At 30.8% G+C, this 25,996-nt stretch carries 24 protein-coding genes; 14 read left to right on the top strand and 10 right to left on the bottom strand.

Annotation, left to right across the window (positions count from 1 at the left end):
• Nucleotides 1-21: 21 nt before the first annotated feature.
• Together ITB9_RS05035 and ITB9_RS05040 are read right to left on the bottom strand one after the other, a co-directional pair.
• A complete protein-coding gene (locus tag ITB9_RS05035) occupies nt 22-951 on the bottom strand; it encodes a patatin family protein (RefSeq protein ID WP_054851395.1) in 930 nt (309 codons plus the stop codon).
• A gap of 1 nt (nt 952) precedes the next feature.
• Nucleotides 953-3,013, bottom strand: coding sequence for a M1 family metallopeptidase (locus ITB9_RS05040; RefSeq protein WP_054851396.1), 2,061 nt, complete (start codon nt 3,011-3,013; stop codon nt 953-955).
• Nucleotides 3,014-3,124: 111 nt separating this feature from the next.
• On the opposite strand from ITB9_RS05040, the gene recG reads away from it, so the two are divergent.
• The 8 genes from recG to ITB9_RS05080 all read left to right on the top strand — a co-directional run bounded on the left by recG (nt 3,125) and on the right by ITB9_RS05080 (nt 9,940).
• A complete protein-coding gene (gene recG, locus ITB9_RS05045; protein ID WP_054851509.1) occupies nt 3,125-5,227 on the top strand; it encodes an ATP-dependent DNA helicase RecG in 2,103 nt (700 codons plus the stop codon).
• A gap of 2 nt (nt 5,228-5,229) precedes the next feature.
• Complete coding sequence (locus tag ITB9_RS05050; protein ID WP_054851397.1) at nt 5,230-6,300, top strand: FAD-dependent oxidoreductase; 1,071 nt, start codon at nt 5,230-5,232, stop codon at nt 6,298-6,300.
• 81 nt (nt 6,301-6,381) lie between these two features.
• On the top strand, nt 6,382-6,963 hold the full coding sequence (locus ITB9_RS05055) for a tRNA-(ms[2]io[6]A)-hydroxylase (RefSeq protein ID WP_028291177.1): 582 nt from the start codon (nt 6,382-6,384) through the stop codon (nt 6,961-6,963).
• A gap of 63 nt (nt 6,964-7,026) precedes the next feature.
• Entirely contained in the window at nt 7,027-7,680 is a 654-nt protein-coding gene (tenA, locus tag ITB9_RS05060; RefSeq protein WP_054851398.1) for a thiaminase II, read from the top strand.
• Entirely contained in the window at nt 7,668-8,480 is an 813-nt protein-coding gene (gene thiD, locus ITB9_RS05065) for a bifunctional hydroxymethylpyrimidine kinase/phosphomethylpyrimidine kinase (protein WP_054851399.1), read from the top strand. The genes tenA and thiD overlap by 13 nt, the downstream gene beginning before the upstream one ends.
• Nucleotides 8,481-8,622: 142 nt before the next feature.
• Complete coding sequence (locus ITB9_RS05070; RefSeq protein WP_222829364.1) at nt 8,623-9,051, top strand: hypothetical protein; 429 nt, start codon at nt 8,623-8,625, stop codon at nt 9,049-9,051.
• A 2-nt stretch (nt 9,052-9,053) separates the two neighbouring features.
• Nucleotides 9,054-9,515 carry a MarR family winged helix-turn-helix transcriptional regulator gene (locus ITB9_RS05075; protein ID WP_054851400.1) on the top strand — a complete coding sequence of 154 codons (462 nt, stop codon included), beginning with the start codon at nt 9,054-9,056 and terminating at the stop codon, nt 9,513-9,515.
• 11 nt (nt 9,516-9,526) lie between these two features.
• Nucleotides 9,527-9,940 carry an organic hydroperoxide resistance protein gene (locus ITB9_RS05080; protein ID WP_054851401.1) on the top strand — a complete coding sequence of 138 codons (414 nt, stop codon included), beginning with the start codon at nt 9,527-9,529 and terminating at the stop codon, nt 9,938-9,940.
• Between the two features lie 154 nt (nt 9,941-10,094).
• Here ITB9_RS05080 and ITB9_RS05085 read toward each other — a convergent pair whose 3' ends face one another.
• From ITB9_RS05085 to ITB9_RS05095, 3 genes are all read right to left on the bottom strand, one after another.
• A complete protein-coding gene (locus ITB9_RS05085; protein ID WP_054851402.1) occupies nt 10,095-11,306 on the bottom strand; it encodes a peroxiredoxin in 1,212 nt (403 codons plus the stop codon).
• Nucleotides 11,307-11,411: 105 nt separating this feature from the next.
• On the bottom strand, nt 11,412-12,128 hold the full coding sequence (locus ITB9_RS05090; RefSeq protein ID WP_054851403.1) for a hypothetical protein: 717 nt from the start codon (nt 12,126-12,128) through the stop codon (nt 11,412-11,414).
• 1 nt (nt 12,129) lies between these two features.
• Complete coding sequence (locus ITB9_RS05095) at nt 12,130-12,342, bottom strand: hypothetical protein (protein ID WP_054851404.1); 213 nt, start codon at nt 12,340-12,342, stop codon at nt 12,130-12,132.
• A 247-nt stretch (nt 12,343-12,589) separates the two neighbouring features.
• Here ITB9_RS05095 and pheT point away from each other — a divergent pair, with 247 nt between their 5' ends.
• Complete coding sequence (gene pheT, locus ITB9_RS05100; protein ID WP_054851405.1) at nt 12,590-15,019, top strand: phenylalanine--tRNA ligase subunit beta; 2,430 nt, start codon at nt 12,590-12,592, stop codon at nt 15,017-15,019.
• A 343-nt stretch (nt 15,020-15,362) separates the two neighbouring features.
• On the top strand, nt 15,363-15,593 hold the full coding sequence (locus ITB9_RS05110) for a putative signal transducing protein (protein WP_028291188.1): 231 nt from the start codon (nt 15,363-15,365) through the stop codon (nt 15,591-15,593).
• 67 nt (nt 15,594-15,660) lie between these two features.
• Here the strand turns inward: ITB9_RS05110 and ITB9_RS05115 are convergent, their stop codons facing one another.
• Both ITB9_RS05115 and ITB9_RS05120 read right to left on the bottom strand, forming a co-directional pair.
• Nucleotides 15,661-16,194, bottom strand: a complete 534-nt coding sequence (locus tag ITB9_RS05115; protein ID WP_371440198.1) for a fasciclin domain-containing protein — start codon at nt 16,192-16,194, stop codon at nt 15,661-15,663.
• Nucleotides 16,195-16,403: 209 nt separating this feature from the next.
• Complete coding sequence (locus ITB9_RS05120; protein WP_028291190.1) at nt 16,404-18,026, bottom strand: ABC-F family ATP-binding cassette domain-containing protein; 1,623 nt, start codon at nt 18,024-18,026, stop codon at nt 16,404-16,406.
• 152 nt (nt 18,027-18,178) lie between these two features.
• Between ITB9_RS05120 and ITB9_RS05125 the strand changes: the two genes are divergently transcribed.
• Nucleotides 18,179-19,606, top strand: coding sequence for a redoxin domain-containing protein (locus ITB9_RS05125; protein WP_054851407.1), 1,428 nt, complete (start codon nt 18,179-18,181; stop codon nt 19,604-19,606).
• 69 nt (nt 19,607-19,675) lie between these two features.
• On the opposite strand, the gene ITB9_RS05130 is transcribed toward ITB9_RS05125, so the two are convergent.
• The 3 genes from ITB9_RS05130 to ITB9_RS05140 form a co-directional block, all read right to left on the bottom strand.
• Nucleotides 19,676-20,032 (bottom strand): heavy-metal-associated domain-containing protein, encoded by a 357-nt coding sequence (locus ITB9_RS05130; RefSeq protein ID WP_054851408.1) that lies wholly within the window; start codon nt 20,030-20,032, stop codon nt 19,676-19,678.
• Nucleotides 20,033-20,046: 14 nt separating this feature from the next.
• Nucleotides 20,047-22,515: a TonB-dependent receptor domain-containing protein gene (locus tag ITB9_RS05135; RefSeq protein ID WP_082396067.1), complete on the bottom strand. Its 2,469-nt coding sequence runs from the start codon at nt 22,513-22,515 to the stop codon at nt 20,047-20,049.
• Between the two features lie 71 nt (nt 22,516-22,586).
• Nucleotides 22,587-22,964: a hypothetical protein gene (locus tag ITB9_RS05140; RefSeq protein WP_054851409.1), complete on the bottom strand. Its 378-nt coding sequence runs from the start codon at nt 22,962-22,964 to the stop codon at nt 22,587-22,589.
• 168 nt (nt 22,965-23,132) lie between these two features.
• Between ITB9_RS05140 and ITB9_RS05145 the strand changes: the two genes are divergently transcribed.
• The 3 genes from ITB9_RS05145 (at nt 23,133) to ITB9_RS05155 (ending at nt 25,984) form a co-directional block, all read left to right on the top strand.
• Entirely contained in the window at nt 23,133-23,924 is a 792-nt protein-coding gene (locus ITB9_RS05145; protein ID WP_054851410.1) for a DUF3108 domain-containing protein, read from the top strand.
• Nucleotides 23,925-23,931: 7 nt separating this feature from the next.
• Nucleotides 23,932-24,261 carry a hypothetical protein gene (locus ITB9_RS05150; protein ID WP_054851411.1) on the top strand — a complete coding sequence of 110 codons (330 nt, stop codon included), beginning with the start codon at nt 23,932-23,934 and terminating at the stop codon, nt 24,259-24,261.
• A 163-nt stretch (nt 24,262-24,424) separates the two neighbouring features.
• Nucleotides 24,425-25,984, top strand: a complete 1,560-nt coding sequence (locus tag ITB9_RS05155; protein WP_054851412.1) for a M28 family peptidase — start codon at nt 24,425-24,427, stop codon at nt 25,982-25,984.
• Nucleotides 25,985-25,996: the final 12 nt, after the last annotated feature.

The raw sequence follows: 25,996 nt of genomic DNA on the forward strand, positions 1-25,996 counted from the left end.
ATAAGGCTTTTTTTATATGGTTTATTCTTCTTCCTGATTTATAGGTACAGTTGTACCAAACTCGTTATTTGCATCATATTTACTTTGTGCATATAAATACCCTTGTAACCACCATTTTTCCATTAGTTTTTTATTAAAAATTAATGAGTTTTCAGTTAATTTAGTTGGTGTATAATATAAATTAAGTTTTACGTTTCTATGCTTTGCTGCTAATTTCCCAATAGCAATATCTCCTTTTTCTACTTGGTCTAATAAATGCCCAAATAAGTTAATCATTAATGAAAACGGGTTTTTTCCCAACACCTTATTGTACTCTAAGTTTTCACTTTCTAAAACAATAGCATCAACCTCTGTGGCACCTCTTAAAATAGCTTCTCTAATTGGTATCACACAACCTAAGCCACCATCAGCATACTCAAATCCATTTTTTTTAGCCAATGACATAAACGGAATATAATTGCATGAAATCCAAATCCACTCACAAAACTCCTCATAATCATAATCGTTAATAGACTTATACTCGACTCTATTTTTAGACAAATTGGTAACCGTAACCACCACATCTTCTTTAGTTGCCTTAATTAAATCATATTCTGCTTTTGTAAAATTTTCTCTTATATGTTTTTTAAGATTTTTACTTTCACCAAAGGTTCTTTTTCGTTTTAAAAACTGTAAAGTGGTGTTAAAATAATTTATAGACACATACTCACGATCTCCTTTTTTCTTTAAAACAAAAGGATTGATATTAAAAATCGAATTTTGATTAACATGCGTATAAATATCATAAAGCTTACCAATATTACCAGTTGCTAAATGCGGAATTAACAAACTTCCTGTAGAAGTCCCTAAATACATATCGTATTTTTTATCCTGTTGTTCAATCAAATACTGCGCAACACCACCAGCAAATGCGCCTTTACTTCCACCTCCAGATATAACTAATGCTTTCAAATTATTGTTTTTGGTTGTCCTGCAAATTACTAATTAAAGATTTATATTTTTCATTTTCAGATAACATTTCTACAACTTGTTTGGCAAAACTTTTAAAACGCCAATTATGATGCTTGGTTGCTTCTAAAAGATTAGTCAACGCTTGCTGATTAAACAAACCTAAACTTGACATGGTATCAAAAGCAGACTGACGTCTTGAAAAGGGTTGATTTGGATCGCTATAACTTACCAACTCATTATAAAAACTTTCGGTTTTTTCTTGTTCAAAATCAGATGTAGCAATAGCTAAAGCCAACCAAAGTATTCTGATATTATAATTATTAAAACCATATAAATTTTTGGTTTGATTTAGATAAAGGTTTCGCTTTCGCGGAAAATTAGCCCAAAGATTATACAATGCAGCTTCAATGGTTACATAACTGCTATCGTTAAGTAAACTCTCGTAGTTTTTTTGAAATTTTAAAGGGATTTCTCTTAATCCCAAAGCCAAGGTTTGTCGTAATTGTATTTGACCAGATTGAAACGCTTCCGTTATCAAATCATCATACGTTGGATAATCTGGTTTGTTCAACAATTCTTGCAATACTGCAGTTTTAATAGTGTAAAAACCTTCTGGTAAAGACATTGTTAAGCTTGACGGAATATAATTTTCATCCTGATCTGTTCTAAAACTTAAATAAGGTTCGGTTTGCATAGTTAATAAAAACGAAGCAGTTTCATTACGTTTCAAACTTGCTTCTATTTGCTGCTCCAAAACAACAGAAGAAGATAACCAATCTTTTACAAACGCACTTAAATCTTGACCAGAAGTGTTTTCGACTTCAGTTATAAAATTAGTAGTCTCAACATTTTTATAGGCATAAGTATTTAAATAGCTTTTTACAGCATCTTTAAATGCCTTATCTCCTACTTTTTCTCTTAAAACATGTAAAGCCCAAGCACCTTTTTTGTAAAACGTTGTACTACTTGATTTTGGATTTAAAAGTGCTGTACTTTGACCAGCACTATCTTGTGCTTTCAACTCTTGATAATACTCAAAAAGTTGATTGTAATAATAATCCTCTCCAAATATATCGCGTTCTGCAAGTAATGCATAATAAGTTGCAAAACCTTCTTGTAACCAATGATGGGTCCCTGAGGTTTCAGTGACCAAATCTCCAAACCATTGGTGTGCTAGCTCATGTGCATTAACGTTAACGTAGTTTTTATCAACAAAACTAGTCTCATCAATCATAAAGTCATCACTAAAAATGGTGCAACTAGTATTTTCCATACCAGAATACAAAAAGTCTTTAACTGGAATTTGTTTGTAGTTTTGCCAAGGATAAGGCACACCAATTTCGTGTTCTAAAAAATCAAATAATTGTTTGGTGTAACGATATGTTGGTTCTACTTTAAGCGAATCTTTTGGGTAATAATATAACTCAAGTGGAATTCCGCTTTTGGATGTAATTACTTTTTTATCATACTTGCCAATTGCTAATGCTACTAAGTAACTTGACATTGGTTTTTGCATGTTGTAATGCCAAATTGAAACATTATCTGCAATGTCGCGTTTTCTAATTTTACCATTAGCAATAACTTTTTCGTCAGTATATGAAATCACTGATAAATCAAATTTGATTTTATCATTCATATCATCAATACTTGGTAGCCAATGACTAGTGTATTTACCTTGACCTTGGGTCCAAACTTGCCAATCTTTTTCATTTTGAACAAAATACATTGCCTTCTTAGGATAAACTATGTAGTCAAAACTTAGTTTATAAATTTTATTTTTCTTGAATTTAGATTTTATCACAATCTTTTTTAAATCATTTTCAAAAAAAACTGTTTTATTATCTAAAACAACATTTTTAAATTTCATATCAATAGCATCTAAGTAAATAGAATCTGTGTCTTTTAATATTTTAAAAGAACTGACTAATTTACCTGACACTTTAGACTGTTCTGGTATTATAACTAATCTAGAATTAATAGTTTTAAAATCAACAATTTCTGTCTGTTGTGCTTTCGCAAAAAGACATAAAAACGTAAAAAACAGGACTAAAAAGCTTCTCATAAATAATTTTAAACAAGTACCAGACCAAAATACAATTTTTTGTGATGAAGTATAGTAATGCTAACCCAATTAACTTTCACTTTAAATCAAAATACATTAATTTCGTTGTTTATGAGTGTTAATCTTCAAACTCCCATTGATTACCTAAAAGGTGTAGGACCAAATCGTGCTGATTTACTACGCAAAGAATTGGCTATACATACTTATCAAGACTTAATTAACCTATTTCCAAATAGGTATTTGGATCGTACAAAGTATTATAAAATTAGTCAGTTATTACCCAACGCATCGGAAGTACAAATCATTGGAAAAATCACAAAATTTGAAGAGGTTGCACAAAAAAGAGGAAAACGACTAGTTGCTACTTTTAAAGACGACACTGGCACAATGGAACTGGTTTGGTTTAGAGGTCAAAAATGGATTAAAGACGCTTTAAAACTAAACACACCTTACGTTATTTTTGGAAAAACAACTAAATTTGGAAACAAGTTTAGCATGCCTCATCCTGATATCGAGTTATTATCAGAACATGAAGCTAATTTACGAAGTGCAATGCAGGCTATTTATCCGTCTACAGAGAAGTTAGCTAACAGAGGTATTACCAATCGTGTGATGACAAAAATCATGCAAAATTTGTTTCTTGAAACCAAAGGAAGATTTGCCGAAACCTTGTCCGATAAACTACTCTCAGAAAACAAATTAATTTCTAAATCTGAAGCGCTTTTAAACATTCATTTTCCGAAAGACCAAACACTACTTTCCAAGGCTAAATTTAGATTGAAATTTGAAGAATTATTTTACATTCAATTGCAATTAATTCTTAAAAACTTAATACATAAAACCAAAATAAAAGGGTTTCCTTTTTCTACAGTTGGAACACATTTTAATGCGTTTTTTAAAAACCATTTACCGTTTGAATTAACTAATGCACAAAAACGAGTCCTTAAAGAAATACGTGCTGACTTAGGTAGTAATGCACAAATGAACCGTCTTTTACAAGGTGATGTTGGATCCGGAAAAACTATAGTCGCCTTAATGTCAATGTTAATGGCTCTTGATAATGGTTTTCAGGCTTGTCTTATGGCTCCTACTGAAATTTTGTCAGTCCAACATTATAATGGTTTACTAGAAATGTGTAATGATTTAAAAATCAGCATTAGACTATTAACGGGTTCAAGCAAAACTTCAGAACGAAGAGAAATCCATAGCATGTTAGAAAGTGGCGAATTGGATATCCTAATTGGGACACATGCTATACTGGAAGACAAAGTTAAATTTAAAAATTTAGGACTTGCAATTATTGATGAACAACATAGGTTTGGTGTAAAACAACGAGCTAGACTTTGGAAAAAAAACAGTCTTCCTCCTCATGTTTTGGTCATGACTGCTACTCCAATTCCTAGAACATTAGCTATGTCTGTTTATGGTGATTTGGATATTTCTATTATTGACGAGTTACCTCCTGGAAGACAACCTATAAAAACGGTTCACAGATACGACTCAAACAGACTAAAAGTTTTTAGGTTTATACGTGACGAAATTGCTAAAAAAAGACAAGCCTATATTGTCTATCCATTAATCCAAGAAAATGCACAAATGGATTATAAAGATTTGATGGATGGTTACGAGAGTTTAACTCGAGATTTTCCGATGCCAGAATATCAAATTTCTATTGTACATGGTAAAATGAAACCTGCAGATAAAGAATACGAAATGCAACGTTTTGTTAAAGGTGAAACACAAATTATGGTTGCTACAACTGTTATTGAAGTTGGTGTAAATGTACCCAATGCATCAGTGATGGTTATTGAAAGTGCAGAGCGATTTGGACTAGCACAATTACACCAATTAAGAGGTCGAGTTGGACGTGGTGCAGAACAAAGTTATTGCATATTAATGACTGGTCATAAGTTATCAGAAAACAGTAAAACACGTATTGAAACAATGACCAGAACTAATGATGGTTTTGAGATTGCTGAAGTCGATTTAAAACTTCGTGGTCCTGGAGATATTATGGGTACACAACAAAGCGGAATTTTAAATTTACGCATTGCAGATATTGTAAAAGATAATGACATTTTACAACATGCACGTTATTGGGCTAAAGACCTTTTAACCAAAGATCCTAGTTTAAATAGTCCAGAGAATGCAATTATTTTAGAGACTTACCGACAAATGAGTAAGTATAAAAATATTTGGAACTACATTAGCTAATTATGACTACACAAGACACAGACGTCCTTATTATTGGAGCTGGATTAACAGGATTAACGCTTGCCTATTTACTTAAACAAACACCTCTAAAAGTGACTATTATTGAAGCCAATACACGTATTGGTGGACGTATTTTAACAAAATACAACACTAATGAAGCTGCTATTGATTTAGGAGCAACTTGGATTGTACCTCAGCAAAGTAATATCTTAAACTTAGTCAAACAATTAGATATCAAGTTGTTTAAACAATCTTATGGTAAAACAGCTATTTACCATCCTGATAATAGCAAACAACCACAATTGGTGACGTTACCCAATAATGATTCGGTGAGTTATCGAATAACAAATGGTACAGAAACTATAATTAAAACCTTAGCAAACACACTACCTGAACAGACTATTAAAACAAATACTAGCGTGCAGTCTCTTCAGCTTAAAGCTGAAACAATTTTGGTCCAAACAGATAAACAAAACTATAATTCAAGATACGTGGTATCAACTTTACCTCCAGCGTTGTTTAATCAAAAAATTAGTACACAGCCAGAATTACCTGATACTTTAATAAATGTATTAGCAAATACACATACATGGATGCACAACTCCATTAGAGTTGGATTTACTTATAAAACTCCGTTTTGGAATAACCAAAATACTAGCGGAACAATTTATGCAAATTCAGGACCTTTACAAGAATTTTATGATCATAGCAATGCAACGCAGTCTTTGTTTGCACTAAGTGGTTTTATGAGTGGTTCTTTATTACATAAAACTAAAAACGAGCGTCAACAAATGGCTTTACAACAATTGCAGAGTTATTATGGCGATCAGGCTCTGGAGTTTTTAAGTTATGAAGAATGTGTTTGGCAACAACAACCGTTTACAACACCAAGCTATGACAATTTTGTAATGCCACAACAAAACAATGGTCATCCGTTATTTAAATCTACGTACTTAAATAATAAATTATTTATTGCTGGAGCAGAAACTAATACCAGATTTTCTGGTAAAATGGAAGCAGCAGTAACTAGCGCTCATGAGGTTTTTAATTTGCTTAAAGCAGAAATTAAATAAACTTAGCATTCATTATTAAGACTTTAACAACAGACCCAAATTATAATTATATTTGTGTTACGCATCACTTAAAATATTATCATGCTTCACCTTAAACTAGAAACCGATCCACGTTGGGTCACTATTGCAGAATCTAACCTTGAAGAAATCTTGACAGATCACGCTTGGTGTGAGCAAAAAGCAGCTACCAATGCCATAACTATTATTACGCTAAACTCTGAACATGAAGATTTAGTTACCGAATTAACGTTGTTAGCTCAAGAGGAGTTACAGCATTTTCAAATGGTACATGATATTATAAAGCAACGTGGTTATACGCTTGGTCGTGAGAGAAAAGACCATTACGTAAATCAGTTATATAAATTCATGAATAAAGGTGGAAACAGAGTGCAATCTATGGTGGATCGTTTATTGTTTTCGGCTATGATTGAAGCGCGTAGCTGTGAACGTTTTAAATTGTTATCAGAACGTATTAATGATGAAGAATTATCTAAGTTTTATTACGATTTAATGGTTAGCGAAGCTGGACACTACACGACCTTTATAACCTTTGCAAGAAAATACGGAAAAGATATTGACGTTGATAAACGTTGGCAAGAATTAGTCGCTTTTGAAGGCGAATTAATTAAAAGTTATGGTAAAAGTGAAAGTATTCATGGTTAAGATTAATACTATTATTGTATTCTTTGCTTGACAAAACATAATCAATTTTAAACTATCAAACTAATGCCAAACTGGTATAATAAAGTAAGACAAGACACCAATTACATATTAGAAGCTATACAAAAACACCCATTTATTACTCAATTAATGGATGGTACATTACCTGATGATGTGTTTAGATTCTATATTAATCAAGACGCATTATATTTAGCAGAATACAAAAAAAACCTTGCTGCTGTTGGTATAAAATGTAATAAGAGTAGCGAAACCCAATATTTTTTAGATGCAGCTACTGGTATTATTGCTGTTGAAAACGCTTTACATCAAGTATTCCTCAAAAATGAAATTTTAGATAAGGAGCCTTCTCCTACCTGTGAGTTATATACAAGTTACTTAACTAAAATTATTAATAATCATAGCTTAGAAGAAGGTTTAGCTGCTATTTTACCTTGTTTTACTATTTACAAAGAAATTGGTGATTATATTCTAAAACACCAAAACAATAAAGACAACAATCCTTATCAAGATTGGATAAATACTTATGGTGGAACAGCATTTGAAGAATCTGTAAATAAAGCCACAGCAATAGTTAACAAATACGCTAATAACGCTTCCGAAACTATTTTACAAAATATGGAACAAGCCTTTATTAAAGCGTCAAAATTAGAATGGCTATTTTGGGATAGCGCTTATAACAAAGAACAATGGAAAATATAAACACCAACTACAATACTGTTTTAACCATAGCTGGAAGTGATTCTGGTGGTTGTGCTGGTATCCAAGCTGATATTAAAAGTATAAGTGCTTGTGGTGCTTTTGCTGCGTCAGTAATAACTGCTTCAACTGCACAAAATACATTAGGTGTTACTGATATTCATCCAATGCCTATACAACATATAAAAAAACAGTTTGATGCTGTATTAAGTGACTTACAATGTAATACAGTAAAAATTGGTATGTTACATTCTGCTGATGTAATAAACCTAGTAAATGATACACTTGACAAGTATAATATTACTAACATTGTTTTAGATCCTGTTATGGTTGCTACCTCTGGAGATAAACTTATCACAGATAATGCACTTTTAAGTTTAAAACAGTTGTTACCAAAAGCTACTTTAATTACTCCAAACATACCAGAAGCAGAATTACTGATCGGTCAAAAGATAAGTGTTAATAATCTTGAAGCTGCTGCTATTAAATTAGGGCAACAATTTAAAACCTCTGTACTTTTAAAAGGAGGCCATTTAAACAAAACAACAGATATTATTACAGATATATTATATCTTTTAGACTCGAACTCTACTGTATCAATCACAAATCCTTGGTATGTTACTAATAACACTCATGGTACAGGTTGTAGTTTATCCTCTAGTATTGCTACTTATTTAAGTTTAAATAACGATTTAGAAACTGCAGTTACTAAAGGCTGTGAATACGTTAATCTAGCTATAAAAAAAGGACAATATAAGGTTTTAGGACAAGGTAATGGACCCATAAATCACTTTGGATTATAACGTTACAACTCCTAGATCCTTAACACTTTCAAGTTAGTTAAAAGAGTATTACTTGTAAAATAAAAATGATTTTTTACTATCTGTTTTTATTTAATATCAAAACGCGTATATTTGCATCGTACACGATTTAATCTTAAAAGATATGAATATAAAAACAACACATACGCAAAACATATTTAGAATACTTTTAGGAAGTCTAATGCTAATTGCAGGAATAGGTCACATAACCTTTCAGAGACAAGAGTTTTTAGCTCAAGTTCCAAGATGGTTACCAAATAATCCACAGTTTATGGATTTTATCGTCCTATCTTCTGGTATTGTTGAAATCACACTAGGCTTAGCTATGATTTTTATTGTTAAGCATAAAATTAAAGTAGGCTTAACATTAGCTATATTTTATGTTTTAATTTTTCCAGGTAACATCTCTCAATACACAAATCAAATTAATGCTTTTGGATTGGATACGGATTTAAAACGATTAATCCGATTATTTTTTCAACCTGTATTAATTCTTTGGGCTTTATGGTCTACAGGCACTTTAAGCTTTCTTATTAACAAAACTAAAAACTAATCATGAGTACTTCGTGCGAACATCTTAAACTAGATAATCAATTGTGCTTTCCGCTTTACGCAGCCTCTAGATTAACTACCAAAATCTATAGTCCACATTTAAAACTTTTAGATATTACGTATCCGCAATATCTTGTAATGCTAGTCCTTTGGGAACATAAAACAATGTCTGTAAATGCTATTGGATCGCTATTATTTTTGGAGTCCAATACTTTAACTCCATTGTTAAAACGTTTAGAACAAAAGCAACTAATAAAGCGTACAAGATCTACAGAAGACGAACGTACTGTATTGATTACTTTAAAAGATAAAGGCGAAAAACTAAAAACTAAAGCAGAACAAATACCTTTAAAAATCAAGGACACTTTTAAAACAGATGAATTTAGTGAAGACGAACTAATTTCGTTTCAGAGCAACTTAATAAAGTTATTAAACAGTATCCAAAAACAAATAAACAATAAATAAAAACATTGAAAATGAAACAATTATTTGAAACATCAGCAACTACAACAGGAGGAAGAAATGGTCATGTAAAAAGTGCTGATGGTGTATTAGATTTTAATTTAAAAATCCCTACTCAAATGGGTGGAGAAGGTGGACAATTTACTAATCCAGAACAATTATTTGCTGCAGGATACTCGGCTTGTTTTGACAATGCCTTACAAATGGTTGCTGGTATGGAAAAAATTAAAATAGAATCTACCACTACTGCTAATGTTGGATTAGCAATGCACAACCCTACTTCTTATGATTTAACAGCGACCTTAGATGTAGAGGTTAAAGGTGTTGATAAAGACAAAGCAAAAGAATTGTTAAATAAAGCACACACTATATGCCCTTATTCTGTTGCATTAAAAGGTAATGTAGACGTTAAAATAAATTTAGTTTAATAATCAAAGTTTGAGTATTTGACTAAACCCTAGTAATTAATAGCAACCTAAAAGGACTTTAAGAGCAATCTTAAAGTCCTTTTTTTATATTTCACAAATAGTGAATTGTAAAATGGATGAGAAAATAAATATTCAATTAATTAAATAAAGACTTCTACTCTTCTTCCAATAATTGATCAATAAATGTTGTAAAATCTGTTTTAAATTCTGTGAATTTGTCTCCAGTAGCAGGACCATTAAAACCAGTGTGTATTTTTCTTACTTTCCCTTTTTTATCTATAAAAATAGACGTTGGATAACTTAACACATGATTAAGCATTGGTAATTTTTCGTTTGCTTTAGACTTACTTGTTGTACCTGTTTGAGCTAATAATATTGGATAAGTAATATTTAAACGATCTTGTAAACGTTTTATAAAGCTAAAAGCTTTTTCTTCTGTTTTGGCATACTCAAAAGCTAAAGCTACAAACTGAATGTCTTTATCTTTATTAGCGTTATAATAGGATGTGTAGTATTTACTTTCGTCTAAACAATTAGGACACCACGTTCCCATAATTTGTACAACTGTTACTTTATTTTCAAACTGAGCATCTGTTAATGAAACTTGGTTACCATCTGCATCAGGAAATGTAAAAGCTAATGTGTCATAACCCTCTTTTAAGTAAGTTAATTGATCTGCACTTTTTAATTGATAACCCTCATTACGTTTAGCCGTAAAAGGCTCTTTCCAGTGGTTACCTGAATAAAACTGACCATTAATTGTACTATCTGTTACTGTACCAGTAAACATAAAAGCATGTGCACCATCAAAAGTTGACAACTGTAATTGGTTACCATTTACAACGCCTTCAAGATAACGATAGTCTCCTGTTTCGGTTAAAAAAGTACCTGTTACAATATTTTCATTTTGGGTAAAAACGCCTTTCGCAACATAGCGATCAGCTTCGGTATTTGGACTAAATACTGTTTGCCAATTACCAGTTATATTGGTTTCCGCTTTAGCGTTATTATCAAATCTGCTATTATTTTTTGACGCTGTAAAAGCTTGTTGACGACCTTTTTCTTCTACTAAAAAACGTCCATTTAAGGTTTGATCTGTAATTTTTGCAACTAGCATTCCTTCAAAAACAGGAAGTTTGATATAAACTGAATCATTTTTATATTCAATTTCATCGACTTCAATCACTTCTTCTGCATTATAAATTTCTAATGTATTTGCATCTTTAACCTTAAATGTAAAAGGTAATTGTACTGTTTCACTAACTTTTAATTGTCCTCTGTAAGTACCAAAAGTTAAAAATTCGGTTTCATTTTTATCACAAGACAAAACGGTAAATAAGGTTAGTATGACTAAAAGGTAACGCATAATTATGTTTATTTTTTTATTAATCGAAATATCGTTAAAATACTTACAAATAAAAAGACATTGCGCTAACAATGTCTTTTTATTTAATTTATTAAGTGTTAAAAATTACTCTTCAGTAACTTCTAATTTTGTTAGCTTCTCACGATTTTGTTCTAAAAGTGTTTTACTATTTTCTAACGTTTCTTCATTTTGACTTAATTTATCTTCAATACGTTTAAATAAAGCTTCGCGTTTTGTGATTTCCTCATCAGATATAGTACCTTCTGCTTTTTGAGTTTCAAATTTTAATTTAGCTTCTGCTAAACGAGATTTTCCATTTGTTACTAATTTATCATTTTTAGTTAACTGCTGATTGCTAGTTTCTAATTTTGATTTAGCTTCAATTAAAAGTTCTTGCTTATACGCTTCTTTATCTCCTTTATATGCCTCACGTTTTGCTTTAAGCTCATCTCTTTTTTCAGATAAAGATTGCTTTTTCTCTAACATTTTAGACTTAAGTTCAGCTTTTTCTTCTGGAGATGCTGTTGCCATTTTCTCTTTCATTTCGGCTTTTACTGCAGCACTCTGTTCTTTTAACTCACCTTTTTTAAGCTCTAAAGCTTCCTTTTTATCTTTAAGCGCTTCTTTCTTTAGTTCACCTTTTTGTTTAAGCTCACCTTTTTTAGCATTCATTTTGGTTTCACCAAGCTCTTTTTTTTCTTTTAACTTAGCTTTCCCTTTTTGCTCTAATTTATCTTGTGCTAACTCTTGAGCAAATACTGTTTGCTGTGTACCTAACACAAATAAACCTACTGTTACTACTACTATTTTTAAATGTTTCATCTTATTCTACGTTTTCAAGTTGTTCTAATTCATCCAAATCATTTTGTAAATCTTGGGCTTGAGCCTCTAAAACATCATTAACACTATCTGTAGCAATCTCAATGTTTTCAATAGTTTCTGCATCTTTTATTAAAGCTTCTTCTTTTTTTGTATCACGACAAGAAAACGTCGTAAACAATACTGCTACTAGAGCTAGTTTTAAAATGGTTTTCATAAATATTTAAGTTTGATGTTTTATATCTATTTAAAGATACGTTTAGTAAAGCTATTATAGATTATAATAAGGTTAATTAAGATAGAAAACACGGCTTAACTGTTAATAAGACCGATAAATGACACACGTAACATAACATAAGTAAAATATTACTAAAAAAATGCTCTAAAATTGAAATAAAAGCTGATTTTAAAATCTTAAAAACTACTAAGTATTATTATATTTGTGGTCTTAATTAGTATACAAAATGAAGATTTCTTACAACTGGATTAAACAATTTATTAAAATTGATTGGACTCCAGAACAAACTAGCGAATTACTTACAGATTTAGGGCTTGAAGTAGAAGGTTTGGACCTTTACCAAAGTATTAATGGTGGTTTGCAAGGTGTTGTTGTTGGTGAGGTTTTAACTTGCGAACAACATAGTAATGCTGACAAACTTAAAGTTACAACCGTAAATATTGGTCAAGATCAACCATTACAAATTGTTTGTGGTGCACCTAATGTAGCTCCTGGTCAAAAAGTACCTGTTGCTACTATTGGTACAACTTTGTATACCAATGAAGGTGAAGCTTGGACCATTAAAAAAGGTAAGATTAGAGGTGAAGAAAGTCACGGAATGATTTGTGCTGAGGACGAGCTTGGTTTAGGTAAATCTCACGATGGTATTTTGGTTTTACCAGAAGATACTGTAGTTGGAACACCTTGTGCAGAACTTTTTGATGTAGAAAACGACCAAGTGTTTGAAATTGGTTTAACACCAAATCGTGCAGATGCAATGAGTCATTATGGTACTGCTAGAGACCTTAAAGCTGGTTTACAACAAAAAGGTATTAATGTAGAGCTTATTACACCAAGTGTAAGTGCATTTAATATAGACAGTCGCATACTTAAAATGGATGTAGATGTCTTAAATAAAGATTTAGCACCAAGATATTGTGGTGTAACTATTTCAGGTATAAAAGTTGAAGACTCTCCTGAATGGCTACAAAACAGATTAAAAGCTATTGGCTTATCACCTATTAATAATATCGTGGATGCTACCAATTATGTATTGCACGATTTAGGACAACCGTTACATGCATTTGATGCTAATAAAATAACTGGTCAAAAAATTGAAGTTAAAACACTTCCATCTGGTACTAAATTTAAAACATTAGATGGCATTGAGCGCGAGCTACATGAAGATGATTTAATGATTTGTGATGCTGAAAAACCAATGTGTATAGCAGGTGTATTTGGTGGTATAGACTCTGGTGTGACAGAGCATACAACAAACATATTTTTAGAAAGTGCTTACTTTAATCCTGTAAGTGTCCGTAAAACAGCAAAGCGTCATGCTTTAAATACTGATGCTTCATTTAGATTTGAACGTGGTATTGACCCAAAACTTACTGAATACGCTTTAAAACGTGCTGCTTTATTAATACAAGAAATTGCTGGAGGAGAAATTACTAGCGAAATAGCAGATTTATATCCAAACAAAATTGAAGATTTTCAAGTACGATTAAGTTTTGATAAAGTCACTAAATTAATAGGGCAAGAAATTCCAACTGAAACTATTAAATCAATACTAACCTCTTTAGACATAAAAATAAATAGCGTTACCGAAACTGGTTTAGGTTTAACCATTCCTCCTTTTAGAAACGATGTTACGCGTGAAGCTGATGTTATTGAAGAAATTTTAAGAGTATTTGGTTATAATAACATTGAAACTAGCTCTAAATTAAATGCATCAATAGCTAATGCCTCAAAATTTGAAGATTATAAACTTCAAAACGTTATAGGTAACCAATTAGCTGCACAAGGTTGGTATGAGATTATGGCAAACTCATTAACTAGCGCTAGTTATACCGAGTTATCAGAGCAATTAAACGCAGATCATAATGTACAAATGCTAAACCCTTTAAGTCAAGATTTAGGCGTAATGCGTCAAAGTTTATTATTTTCTGGATTAGAAGCTTTAAGTCATAACATTAACAGACGTCAAACCAATCTAAGATTTTTTGAATTTGGAAAAACTTACCATGATTATAATGGTAAACGTGAAGAATATAAGCATTTATCACTATTAATCACTGGTTTTAAAACCGAAGAAAGTTGGTCTAATGCACCACAAGCAAAAACAAATTTCTTCTATTTAAAAGGAAGCATAGCTAGTATTTTAGAACGCTTAGGTATTAAACGCTATCAAGAAAGCACATCTACAAATGACCTGTTTTCCGAAGGATTGCAGCTTAGTATTGGACGTGATACTTTAGTTAATTTTGGAGTATTAAAATCTAAAATAGCCAAACATTTTGACATCAGTCAAGACGTTTTTTATGCAGATTTTAATTGGGACAAAATAATTGAAGTAGCAAAACGTAATAAAATCAAGTTTACAGCTATACCTAAATACCCAGAAGTACGTCGTGACTTTGCCTTATTATTAGATGATAACGTAACATTTGATAGTTTACAAGCCATTGCTAAAAAAACCGAAAAACAACTACTTAAAAAGGTTAACCTTTTTGATGTATATCAAGGTAAAAACCTTCCTGCAGGTAAAAAGAGTTATGCAGTAAGTTTTACATTTTTAGACGAGCGTCAAACACTTACCGATAAAGTTGTAGATAAAATAATGAACAAATTGCAAAATAACTTTGAGCGTCAGCTTGGTGCTGAGTTGAGATAATTAAGAGCAAATAACTAATATGGAATCCTTAAGAAACAATAAAATGTATAATTTACTATCAGGACTATTGTTAATAGGTTTTGGTTGTTTTAGATTGTATCAGCATTTTAATACCAAGTTAACTTTAAATAATTTAAAGTTGGCAATTGCTGTTTTTGCAATTGTCTACGGGATTTATAGCTTGTATAAATATACACAGCTAAAAAAACAAGAATAAATTTTATATAAAAACCTTCAAATAATATTTGGAGGTTTTTTATTTTAACAAAATCATAGCAATACACTAAACGGTTACTTATAGTATTTATTCGTATATTTAAGTAAACACATAAATATAAAAGCTATGACAGATTATATAAAAATTTTTGAAGGTAACTTTATTGTTGTTCAATTAATTAAAACAAGATTAGAAGATATAGGTATAAACCCTGTAATTAAAGATGAAAACGAATCTGGAAGACTTGGTGGATTTGTTCATGACATGCCTAGGGTTCCAGAAGTATATGTACATCAATCTGAGGTTGACAAAGCATTACCAATTATCGAAGCTGTAAAAGCTGAAACTGAAGCATAAAAAAAAACGCTTTATTCTAAACTAGAATAAAGCGTTTTTAATAAGACTAATTTTATATTCTATCACCTTACGACTTAGGTAATAATACTGTGTCAATAACGTGAATTACTCCGTTTGATTGATTAACATCTGCTATTGTTACTTGAGCAGAGTTTCCGTTTTCATCAGACACATAAACAGCACCATCTTTTTCCCAAGCAGTTAGTGTACCACCAGAAACGGTTTTAATCACTGCTTTTCCTTTTCCTTTTTTAATCATTTTAGCAATGTTTTTAGCACTCCATTTTCCAGCAACAACATGATGCTTTAAAATAGTTTGTAATTGCATTTTGTTTTCTGGCATTACTAAAGTAGCCACTGTACCTTCTGGTAATTTGTCAAAAGCTGCATTAGTAGGTGCAAACACAGTAAATGGTCCTTCACTTTGTAAAACGTCAACTAGTTCGGCTGCTTTTACTGCTGCAACTAATGTTGTATGATCTTTAGAATTCACTGCATTTTCAACAATATTTTTTGAAGGATACATAGCTGCTCCACCAACCATTTTAGTGTCTTTAGACATCATTTTATCTTGAGCTAAACCTAAATTTGCTACAAGCATTACACTAAGTCCTAATACAATTTTTGATAATTTTAATGTTTTCATAGTTTTAATATTTTTATTGATTTTTGTGTTCGGTTTATCTACGCAACATTTATAAAGTTGGTTTTATTTTATTTTAAATTAACACCATATTAACAACAATTAGAGACATAAAAAAAGCCTTCAGATAACTCTGAAGGCTTTTATATATTAAGGTTAAAGTGTAATTATACAGTATACATTTTATCTCTTAATTCTTTTATTTTTTTGTCTTGCATATAATCATCAAACGTTGAGTATCTATCAATAACTCCGTTTGGTGTTAACTCCACTACTCTATTAGCAACTGTCTGTGCAAACTCATGATCATGTGTTGTAAACAACATGGTACCTTTAAAGTTTTTAAGCGAGTTGTTAAATGCTGTAATACTCTCTAAGTCCAAGTGGTTAGTTGGCTCGTCTAATTGTAAAACATTAGCTCTAGTCATCATCATTCTAGATAACATACAACGTACTTTTTCTCCTCCAGAAAGTACATTACATTTTTTTAGTGCTTCTTCACCACTAAAAATCATTTTGCCCAAAAATCCTCTAATGTGTACTTCTTCACGTTCTTCTTCTGTTTGAGCCCATTGACGTAACCATTCTACTAAAGTTAAGTCTTTATCATCAAAAAACTTACTATTATCTAATGGTAAGTAAGATTGTGTCGTTGTAACTCCCCAAGCAAATTTACCAGAATCTGCTTTTAGATTGTCATTTAAAATTTCGTAGAATGCAGTTGTTGCTCTAGAATCTCTAGAAAACACAACCACTTTATCTCCTTTTTGTAAGTTTAAATCTATGTCTTTAAATAATGTTTCACCATCTAAGGTAGAGGTCAAACCTTCAACATTTAATATTTGGTCTCCAGCTTCTCTATCACGTTCAAAAATAATAGCAGGATAACGACGACTTGTACGTCTAATATCTTCAATATTAAGTTTATCTATCATCTTTTTTCTACTTGTTGCCTGTTTACTTTTTGCGACATTGGCAGAAAAACGACGAATAAATTCTTCTAACTCCTTTTTCTTTTCTTCAGCCTTTTTATTTTGCTGTGCATGTTGTCTAGCTGCTAACTGTGACGACTCGTACCAGAATGTATAATTACCAGAAAAATGGTTTATTTTTCCAAAATCAATATCACTAATATGTGTACAAACTGCGTCTAAAAAGTGTCTATCGTGGGATACTACAATAACACAGTTATCATAATTAGCTAAAAAGTTTTCTAACCATGCAATTGTTTCGTAATCCAGATCATTGGTAGGCTCATCCATAATAAGTACATCAGGATTTCCAAAAAGCGCTTGTGCTAATAACACACGTACTTTTTGTTTACCATCTAAATCTGCCATCAAAGTATAATGCAAATCTTCTTTAATCCCTAAGTTAGATAACATTGCTGCTGCATCACTATCTGCATTCCAACCGTTCATCTCTTCAAAACGTACTTGAAGCTCTCCTATTCTTTCTGCATTTTCGTCTGTATAATCTGCGTATAATGCATCAATTTCAGACTTGATTTTATAAAGTTCTTGGTTTCCTTTTAAAATAGTTTCTAAAACAGTATCCTCGTCATGTTTGTTGTGATCCTGAGTTAAGACAGACATACGTTTACCAGCTTCTAGGTGCACTTGACCTGAAGTTGGCTCCATTTGTCCAGAGATTATTTTTAAAAACGTTGACTTTCCTGCTCCATTAGCTCCAATAATTCCGTAACAATTTCCGTTATTAAAAGAGGTACTAACTTCATCAAAAAGTACACGCTTACCGAATTGAACTGATAAATTTGATACTGATAACATATCTATAATTTTAATTTTGTGCAAAAGTAGAAAATTAACACCAAATAGCCATTATACATTCAGTCTTTAATAAGTTTTAACAACGCCTTAACACGACTACTGTTTTGCAAAACATATTTTTGTTTAATTATGATAGCTTTACAAACTAATTTATGTCTTTAAGACCCATATTATATAGTATAATCTGCCTAAGTGTTTTAGTATCTTGTAAAAAAGATAACAACGAAATTGAAAAAAGCTCGGCTTTTTTTGGTGGTCAGATTATAAATCCTAGTAGTAACCACATTATTATTTTTAAATCTTCGGATATAATTGATACTGTATATTTAGATTCTAAAAACAGATTTAAATACAACTTTAAAAATTTTGAAGCAGGTTTATATAATTTTTATGATGGTAAAGAGTCTCAGGCTTTTTTAATACAACCTAATGATAGCATCATGATACGCGTTAATACTATGGAATTTGATGAGTCCTTAGTTTTTAATGGTATTGGTGAAAAAGAAAATAATTATCTTATTAATTTATTTCTAGAAACCGAAAAACAAGAACAAGAAGTCTTAGAGATTAGTCAATTAAAACCTGAAGCATTTGATGAAAAACTATCTAAAATTAGACAAGAAAAACTTGATAAATTAGCTAAGTTTAAATTAAGATATGGAGCTTCAGAATTATTTACTGTATTTGCTTTAGCAAATATAAATTACAATTATTACTACAGTAAAGAAGCTTACCCTTTTATAAATTACAGTAAAAGTGAAAGCGAGTTATTTAAAGATTTACCTAAAGATTTTTTTGCTTTTAGAGAAGAGATAGATTATAACAACAATGTATTAAAAGACTACAGACCTTATATTTCATTTTTAAGATTTCACTTTAACAACATAGCATTACAAGAACATTTTAAACACTCAGAAGACGACATTTACAATAACCAGTCTTTAGAGTATAATCTTGATAAATTAGACTTAATTGAAAACAAAATAACAGACACATTTATAAAAAACAGACTGTTATATTACAATATGATTAAGTTTATTAACGCTTCAAAAAGTGTTGATGATTATGACAAGCTTTTAAAGTCTTTTTCACAAAAAAGCACCAATAACAAACAAAAACTAAAAGCTAATCATTTAGTAAATTCTTACAAACGATTAAAACCTGGTAATACCATTCCTGATGTAATGGTTATTGATAAAAACGAAAACACACTACACTTAAAAGACATTATATCCAAACCTAGTATTGTATATTTTTGGGATGTTAAAGATAGATACCATTTAAAAGTATGCCATCAACGTGCTAAAGAGTTAAAGAATAAATATCCTGAATTTGATTTTAAAGCCATTTGTGTTAATCCAATTAGCAGTAAAGAACAAGCTTCAATCTTACAACGAAACAACTTAGTTTACAAAGATGAATACCATTTTGAAAATGCAAAAAAAGCTATAGAGTTTTTGTCTATCAAACCTATTAACAAAGTATTTATACTAGATAAAAACGCTGTTATTGTTAACCCAAAGGCTAATATGTTTGATATTTCTATTGAAAAAGAAATGTTGTCTTTGATTAATCAATAAACCAAACTTTATTATATAAAAAAAGCGTCTACAATGTTGTAGACGCTTTTTTTATAGTCAACTTAAAAGTTATTCCTTTTTATGATCATCTTTAATAGCTTCATCTCTATATTTACAGCAATCATGAACAGAGGCGTAAGCTTCATCAGGTGCTTTTAAACCCTCTGAATCATGTCCAGCATTAAGAACACTTTGTTGTATTGTTTTTAAATCTGTTTTACGCTCGTCGTAAATTAATTTTAACTCATGTGTTTCCACACTCCAAATAGCGCTTTTAACACCTTTGGTTTTGAAGCAAGCTTTTTCTATTCTGGCTTTGCACATTCCGCAAACACCATCTACATCTAAACTTTCTCTTTTGTTTTTGTCTTGGGCAAACGTCATTGCTGATGTTACCATTAGTAGTAAAACTATTATTTTTTTCATTTTTTTATAAGTTTTTATTTTAGTTTATATCTTAATCCTGCGTAATACATACTTCCAAATATTGGTCCATACACAAAGTTTGTATCAAAACTTGAGCCAAATGGATTTTCTGCACTAACTATTGGATTACTTTGTCTAACATTTGTGATGTTTTCTCCTCCTAAATATACTTCAAATTTTGGAGAAAACACTTTGGTTACTTGAGCATTAATTGTACCTATTGTTGGAGAATAATCATCAAGCACATATGGTAAAGCGTTACTAGTTGTTGATGCAAAACGTTGCTGACTTAACCAATTGTAAGTTACATCAAATTTCCAGTTACTATTATTTTTAATATTTGTTTCATAAGATGCATTAGCAAAAAAACGATGTTTTGGCGTTAATGGTTTTGCCAATTTACCTGTTTGGTATTCCGTTTTTACATCATAAAACTTGTAAGCAGTTCTAAAATCAAACTGATTAAATACATTATAATTTAATTCGACTTGAAAACTATTTGCATAACTATCTCCTTCTAAGTTATAAAAATTGACTTGTTGTGCGTTTTCTAAATCAACAACAATTTGATTTTTAAAATCTGTACGATAAAAGTCAAACGTAACATCTGCAGCTCTGCCAAAAAGATTAAACCCTTGCAAGTAGGAAGCTCCATAATTCCATGCAATTTCAGGATCTAATCCATAAATACTTCCGTTAGAATTTAAAATTGAAAATACTCTAGACGATGCAAATAAGTTTTGGTTTTCAGCAAAAATATTTGCACTTCGCTTACCTCGTCCAATAGAAGCTCTGAAAGCAGATTTACTCCATGGTGAATAACGCATATGAAGTCTAGGTGTTATAAATTCGCCTAATAAATTATGACTATCAAAACGTAATCCAGCAGTCAGTGTAAATTTTTCTAAATTATCAAACGAATATTCTCCAAAAGCTCCAAAAGAGCGCTCTACTCTTTCAAAATTTTGACCAATAGCAAATTCGTCATAGGCATCATAAGTAAAATTAACACCAGTTTTTATTTTATGTCTAGAGTCATCTATAATAGAGTTATACATAACATTTGTGTATACACTTGTATGTTCTATATCATATTGGTTTAATCCAAAGTAAGAGTTTTGATCATGCTGACTAAAGGCTAATTGAACACCAATACTTTGCCAAGGAATTTCTGGATTAACATAACCTAGTTTAGCAGACAACTCATAGCGTTGTGTATTAATCTCGCTTCCCCAAGCATTTGTAGTTAATTTGTCTGTATCTGGATTAAAATCTAACTGACCACCTTGTTTATCGTCATTTAAATATTTTAGATTTATAAAACTTACAAAACCTTTTTCGGTATCAGTATATTGCCAACGGTTCATTAGATTAACTTGACTATATACAGGCATATCTAAAAACCCATCATTATTTACATCATGCTTCTCCTGATGCGTATTTCCGTGAATGTACAGACCAGTACTCCATTTATCGCTTAAACTAGTATTAAAATGAGTATTAAGCTCTAAACGTGTACTACTTGCTCCATACAGATTTAAAAAAAACGAATTATCTGTAGTTGGCTTTACTAGCTCTGCATTAATTTGTCCTGCAATACTCTCATAACCATTAACTACACTACCTGCTCCTTTGGTAATTTGAATACTTTCAACCCAAGTCCCAGGAATAAAACTTAATCCAAATGCTTGGGAAGCACCTCTTACTGACGGAATATTTTCTGTTGCAATCAATATATAAGGACTTGATAATCCTAACATTTTTATTTGTCGTGTTCCTGTAACTGCATCGCTAAAATTAACATCAATTGACGGATTGGTTTCAAAACTTTCAGACAGGTTACAACAAGCTGCTTTTAAAAGCTCATCACTACTAACTAACATTGTATTTGTGGCTTTTAAATAGGATCTAGAAGTTGCTTTTTTTCTGGATTGCACAACAACTTCATCTAAATCTGTAGTTGGATTTAAATAATGTTTAATAGTCTTGTTGCTGGCTACATCTATAGTATCGGTTTTAAATCCAACATAACTGACTATAAGCTTTTTGTAATTTGAATTATATGGTATTTTAAATTGTCCATTTATATCTGTAGAAGTCCCAACACTAGTTCCTAACCAAATTATGTTGGCTCCAAATAAAGGTTGTGGATTGTTATCTGTTGAGGCTTCATAAATTATTCCTGACAATTCGGATTGACCAAAACTTGTTACTGATAACAAGCTAAACACAACTAAAAACAACATCAAAATAGGATTTACAACCTGTTGTTTATTTGGTTTTATAGGATTAACTGAATAGGTATTTAACAATGCGTACTGCAATTGATTTTTTAAAACAGGTTTAGAAACGTCCAAAATTACTTTGGTAGTATCTAAATCTACAACAGCAGATTGTACATGTTTTGTGGATTGTAAAGCAGATTCAATATCTACTTTACAAGTATTACAGGACATACCTGTAATATTATAAGTTTGTTTCATTTATATATTTTTTTAATAAAAAATTCCTTTATGTGTTTTCCGCATAAGCGAAAACTAAACAAAGCTTTTTATCAAATAATATATACGTCGTGAAGGACTTGATAATCCACAATTAAGGAAGGTGGATCGTAATTTTTATGAGGAATGTTTAACTTTGGTAGACTTTCAAATAAATTAAAATAAGACAATACCAAAGTGGTAATAAAAGATTGCGTTTTAAAGTCTAAATCATCAAAAGAGTTATTTTTTAATTGGTCTTGACCTTTTACAACATCTACTTCATTTTTACAACATGGTTTCATTACCACCACAGTCTCTTCATTTACATTAGAAATATCCTTATTGCAACTTTTAGCTTTAGTAAATACTGCTGTGTCTACTAAAAAATCGCCACAATAATGACGCTCTACAGTAAAAGACAATGTTGAAAACAACACGACTAATGCCATAACAAAGGACAAACTTTTATGTAAAATTTCTTTTATCACATCACAAAGGTACAAAATTGATTTATTGGTAGAGATGTAAAAAAAAGCTTTAACATGATTTTAAATTCGCACAATAATTTCGGCACAATTAATGTTAAGTTATATCTTTGACAATTAAATACTCATATTATGAAGTTTAAACTAACCTTATTATTACTATTAGCTGCTTTAACTTTTAGCTATGGACAGGACAACAGAGCGTTTAAAGCTGGCGAAAAACTTATATTTTCTGCTGCTTATAACATGTCCGGAATTTTAACAGATGTAGCAGAAGTTAGAATGGAAACTAGTGAAATGAATACTAGCTCATCCAAACTTTTACATTTAAAATGTACAGCAACCACTTATAGTAGTTTTGATAGTTATTTTAAAATTAGAGATCTATATGAAAGTTATGTTAACCCAAGAACTATAACACCATATTTATACAACCGAGAAATTAATGAAGGTGGTTATTACAAATTTGTAAAATATAAATACAACCATAAAACCAATCGCGTAAATAGCGTCATTAAAAAGAAAACAAAAAACACTACTTCTGGTTTTTGGGATAAAAAAGAAAATGTAAAAATCAATGGAGGAACAAAAGATATTGTTGCCACTATATATAAAATTAGAACTTTAGACATCAAAAAAGCACCAATTGGTGCATCAGATTCTTTTACCGTTTTATTTGATAATAAGCAGACTAAATTTAGATTTAAATTATTAGCTAAAGAAACTATAAATACAGCTTTAGGTAAAAAAGAATGCTACAAATTAGCCATTAGCACATCAGGAACAGATGTTTTAAAAGGAAGCAATTCTAACTTATTATGGTTAACTGCTGATGAAAACAAAATACCTGTTTTTGCAAAATTTAAAATTGCTGTAGGTAGTGGTGAGTTAAAAATTAAATCGGCAACTGGATTAAAAAACTAAAAAAAGCATGAGAAAACTAAGTATTATTTTAGGTCTAATTTTTGCTGTATTAGCAGTAATATTATCTGTTTTACCGTTATATAAACTAGCATTTATACCTGCTATTTTAGCTGCAATATTTGGTATTGTAGCATTTTTGAAAGCACGTAATCAAGATTTACCAACACATGTCATTCAGGTTATTTTTTTATTGACTATAATTAGTTTAAGTCTTGCTACTTATAAAACTATTTTTACTGTTGCAGAAGTTGGAGATACTAAAGAACTTAAGCAAACAGAGGACAAAAGAAAAGAAGAAGCTAAAGAAGAATTAGAAGATATAATCATCACTGATTAAAGCTATAAATTATAATCTTACACCCAAAAGAGCCTATTTTAAAATTTAAAATAGGCTCTTTTTTTATTGATTTTTTCTAATCTAGAAAATGTAATTATAATTTAGTAAAAGCCTAAAATTTCTTGTACTTTTACAAGTGTAACTGTAAAATATATCTTATTAAATGAAATCCATTTTTTCAATAGCTTCATTAAGCCTATTATTTATTGCCTGCGGAAGTTCGCAAAAAAGCAAAACTACAACAAACACTACTACTGATCCTAGTGTATATGCTAAGACCATAACTCAAGAAGAATTAAAAACAGCATTATATCAATATGCTTCTGATGAATTTGAAGGAAGAGAAACAGGAGCTGAAGGTCAAAAAAAAGCAGTTGAATTTTTAAAAGAACACTATATACAATATGGTATTCCTGCAGCAAAGTCTGACGGAAACTACTTTCAAGACGTACCATTACAATTACAATCAAAACCAGAGGTCAAGTTAACTGTTAATGACAAAAACTTAACAAGTCTTGAAGATTTTGTATCTATTAATCCAATGGAGACCTCTACACTAAATGCTAACGAAATTGTAAATCTAGGTTACGGAATTGAAGATGATAAATTTTCAAACTATAAAAATGTAGACATTAAAGATAAAGTCGTCTTTTTTATTAATGGTGAGCCGAAGAATGATGATGGAACTTACGTAATTTCTGGTACTAAAGAAGATTCTAAATGGTCTAATTTTAGACAAGAATTTGCTTTAAAACGTGACATAGCAATGAAAAAAGGTGCTAAAGCCGTATTATACTATAATCCAAAAGTATTTGCTATGGCTGCATTACGCTACGGAACTTCAAGCGGAAGAATGAGCTTAGTTAGCAAGGATAAAAAAATGTTTTACTTTTTAGTTAATACCGAAACTGTAAAAGCATTATTTAATAAGGACATTACTAGTTTTGACAAATCATTTACTAATGAAACAAAACCTGCAACTATAGCCTTAGACTATACAAACAAATCTAAAGCATTGTCTTCTGAAAATGTTGCAGCTATTATTAAAGGAAGCGAAAAGCCAAATGAATACGTTGTCATCTCTGCACATTTAGATCACGAAGGTATTAAAGATGGTGAAGTATATAATGGAGCTGATGATGATGGTTCTGGTACTGTTGCTGTTTTAGAAATAGCTCAGGCTTTTGCTAAAGCTAAAAAAGAAGGTCATGGTCCAAAACGATCAATAGTCTTTTTAAATGTAACAGGTGAAGAAAAAGGATTACTTGGAAGTAGACATTATACAGATAACGATCCTATTTTTCCTTTAGAAAACACTGTTGCTAACTTAAACATTGATATGATTGGACGTACAGATCCAAAACGTAAAACAGGAGATAGAAACTATATTTACTTAATTGGAAGCGATAAATTAAGCACAGATTTACATAATATATCTGAAGACGTTAATACTAAATACACAAACATTGAGTTGGACTATACGTTTAATGATGATAATGATCCTAACCGTTTTTACTACAGATCGGACCATTATAACTTTGCTAAAAACAATATTCCTGTAATTTTTTATTTTAATGGAACACACGATGATTATCACAGACCAAGTGATACACCAGATAAAATTGAATATGATTTATTAGAAAACAGAGCACGATTAGTGTTTTATACTGCTTGGGAAGTCGCTAACAGAGACGCGAGACTTGTAGTTGATAAAGCTGAGTAATAAATTAAAAAA

This window comes from Olleya sp. ITB9 (assembly GCF_001315805.1).
GTDB classification, from domain to species: Bacteria; Bacteroidota; Bacteroidia; order Flavobacteriales; family Flavobacteriaceae; genus Olleya; species Olleya sediminilitoris.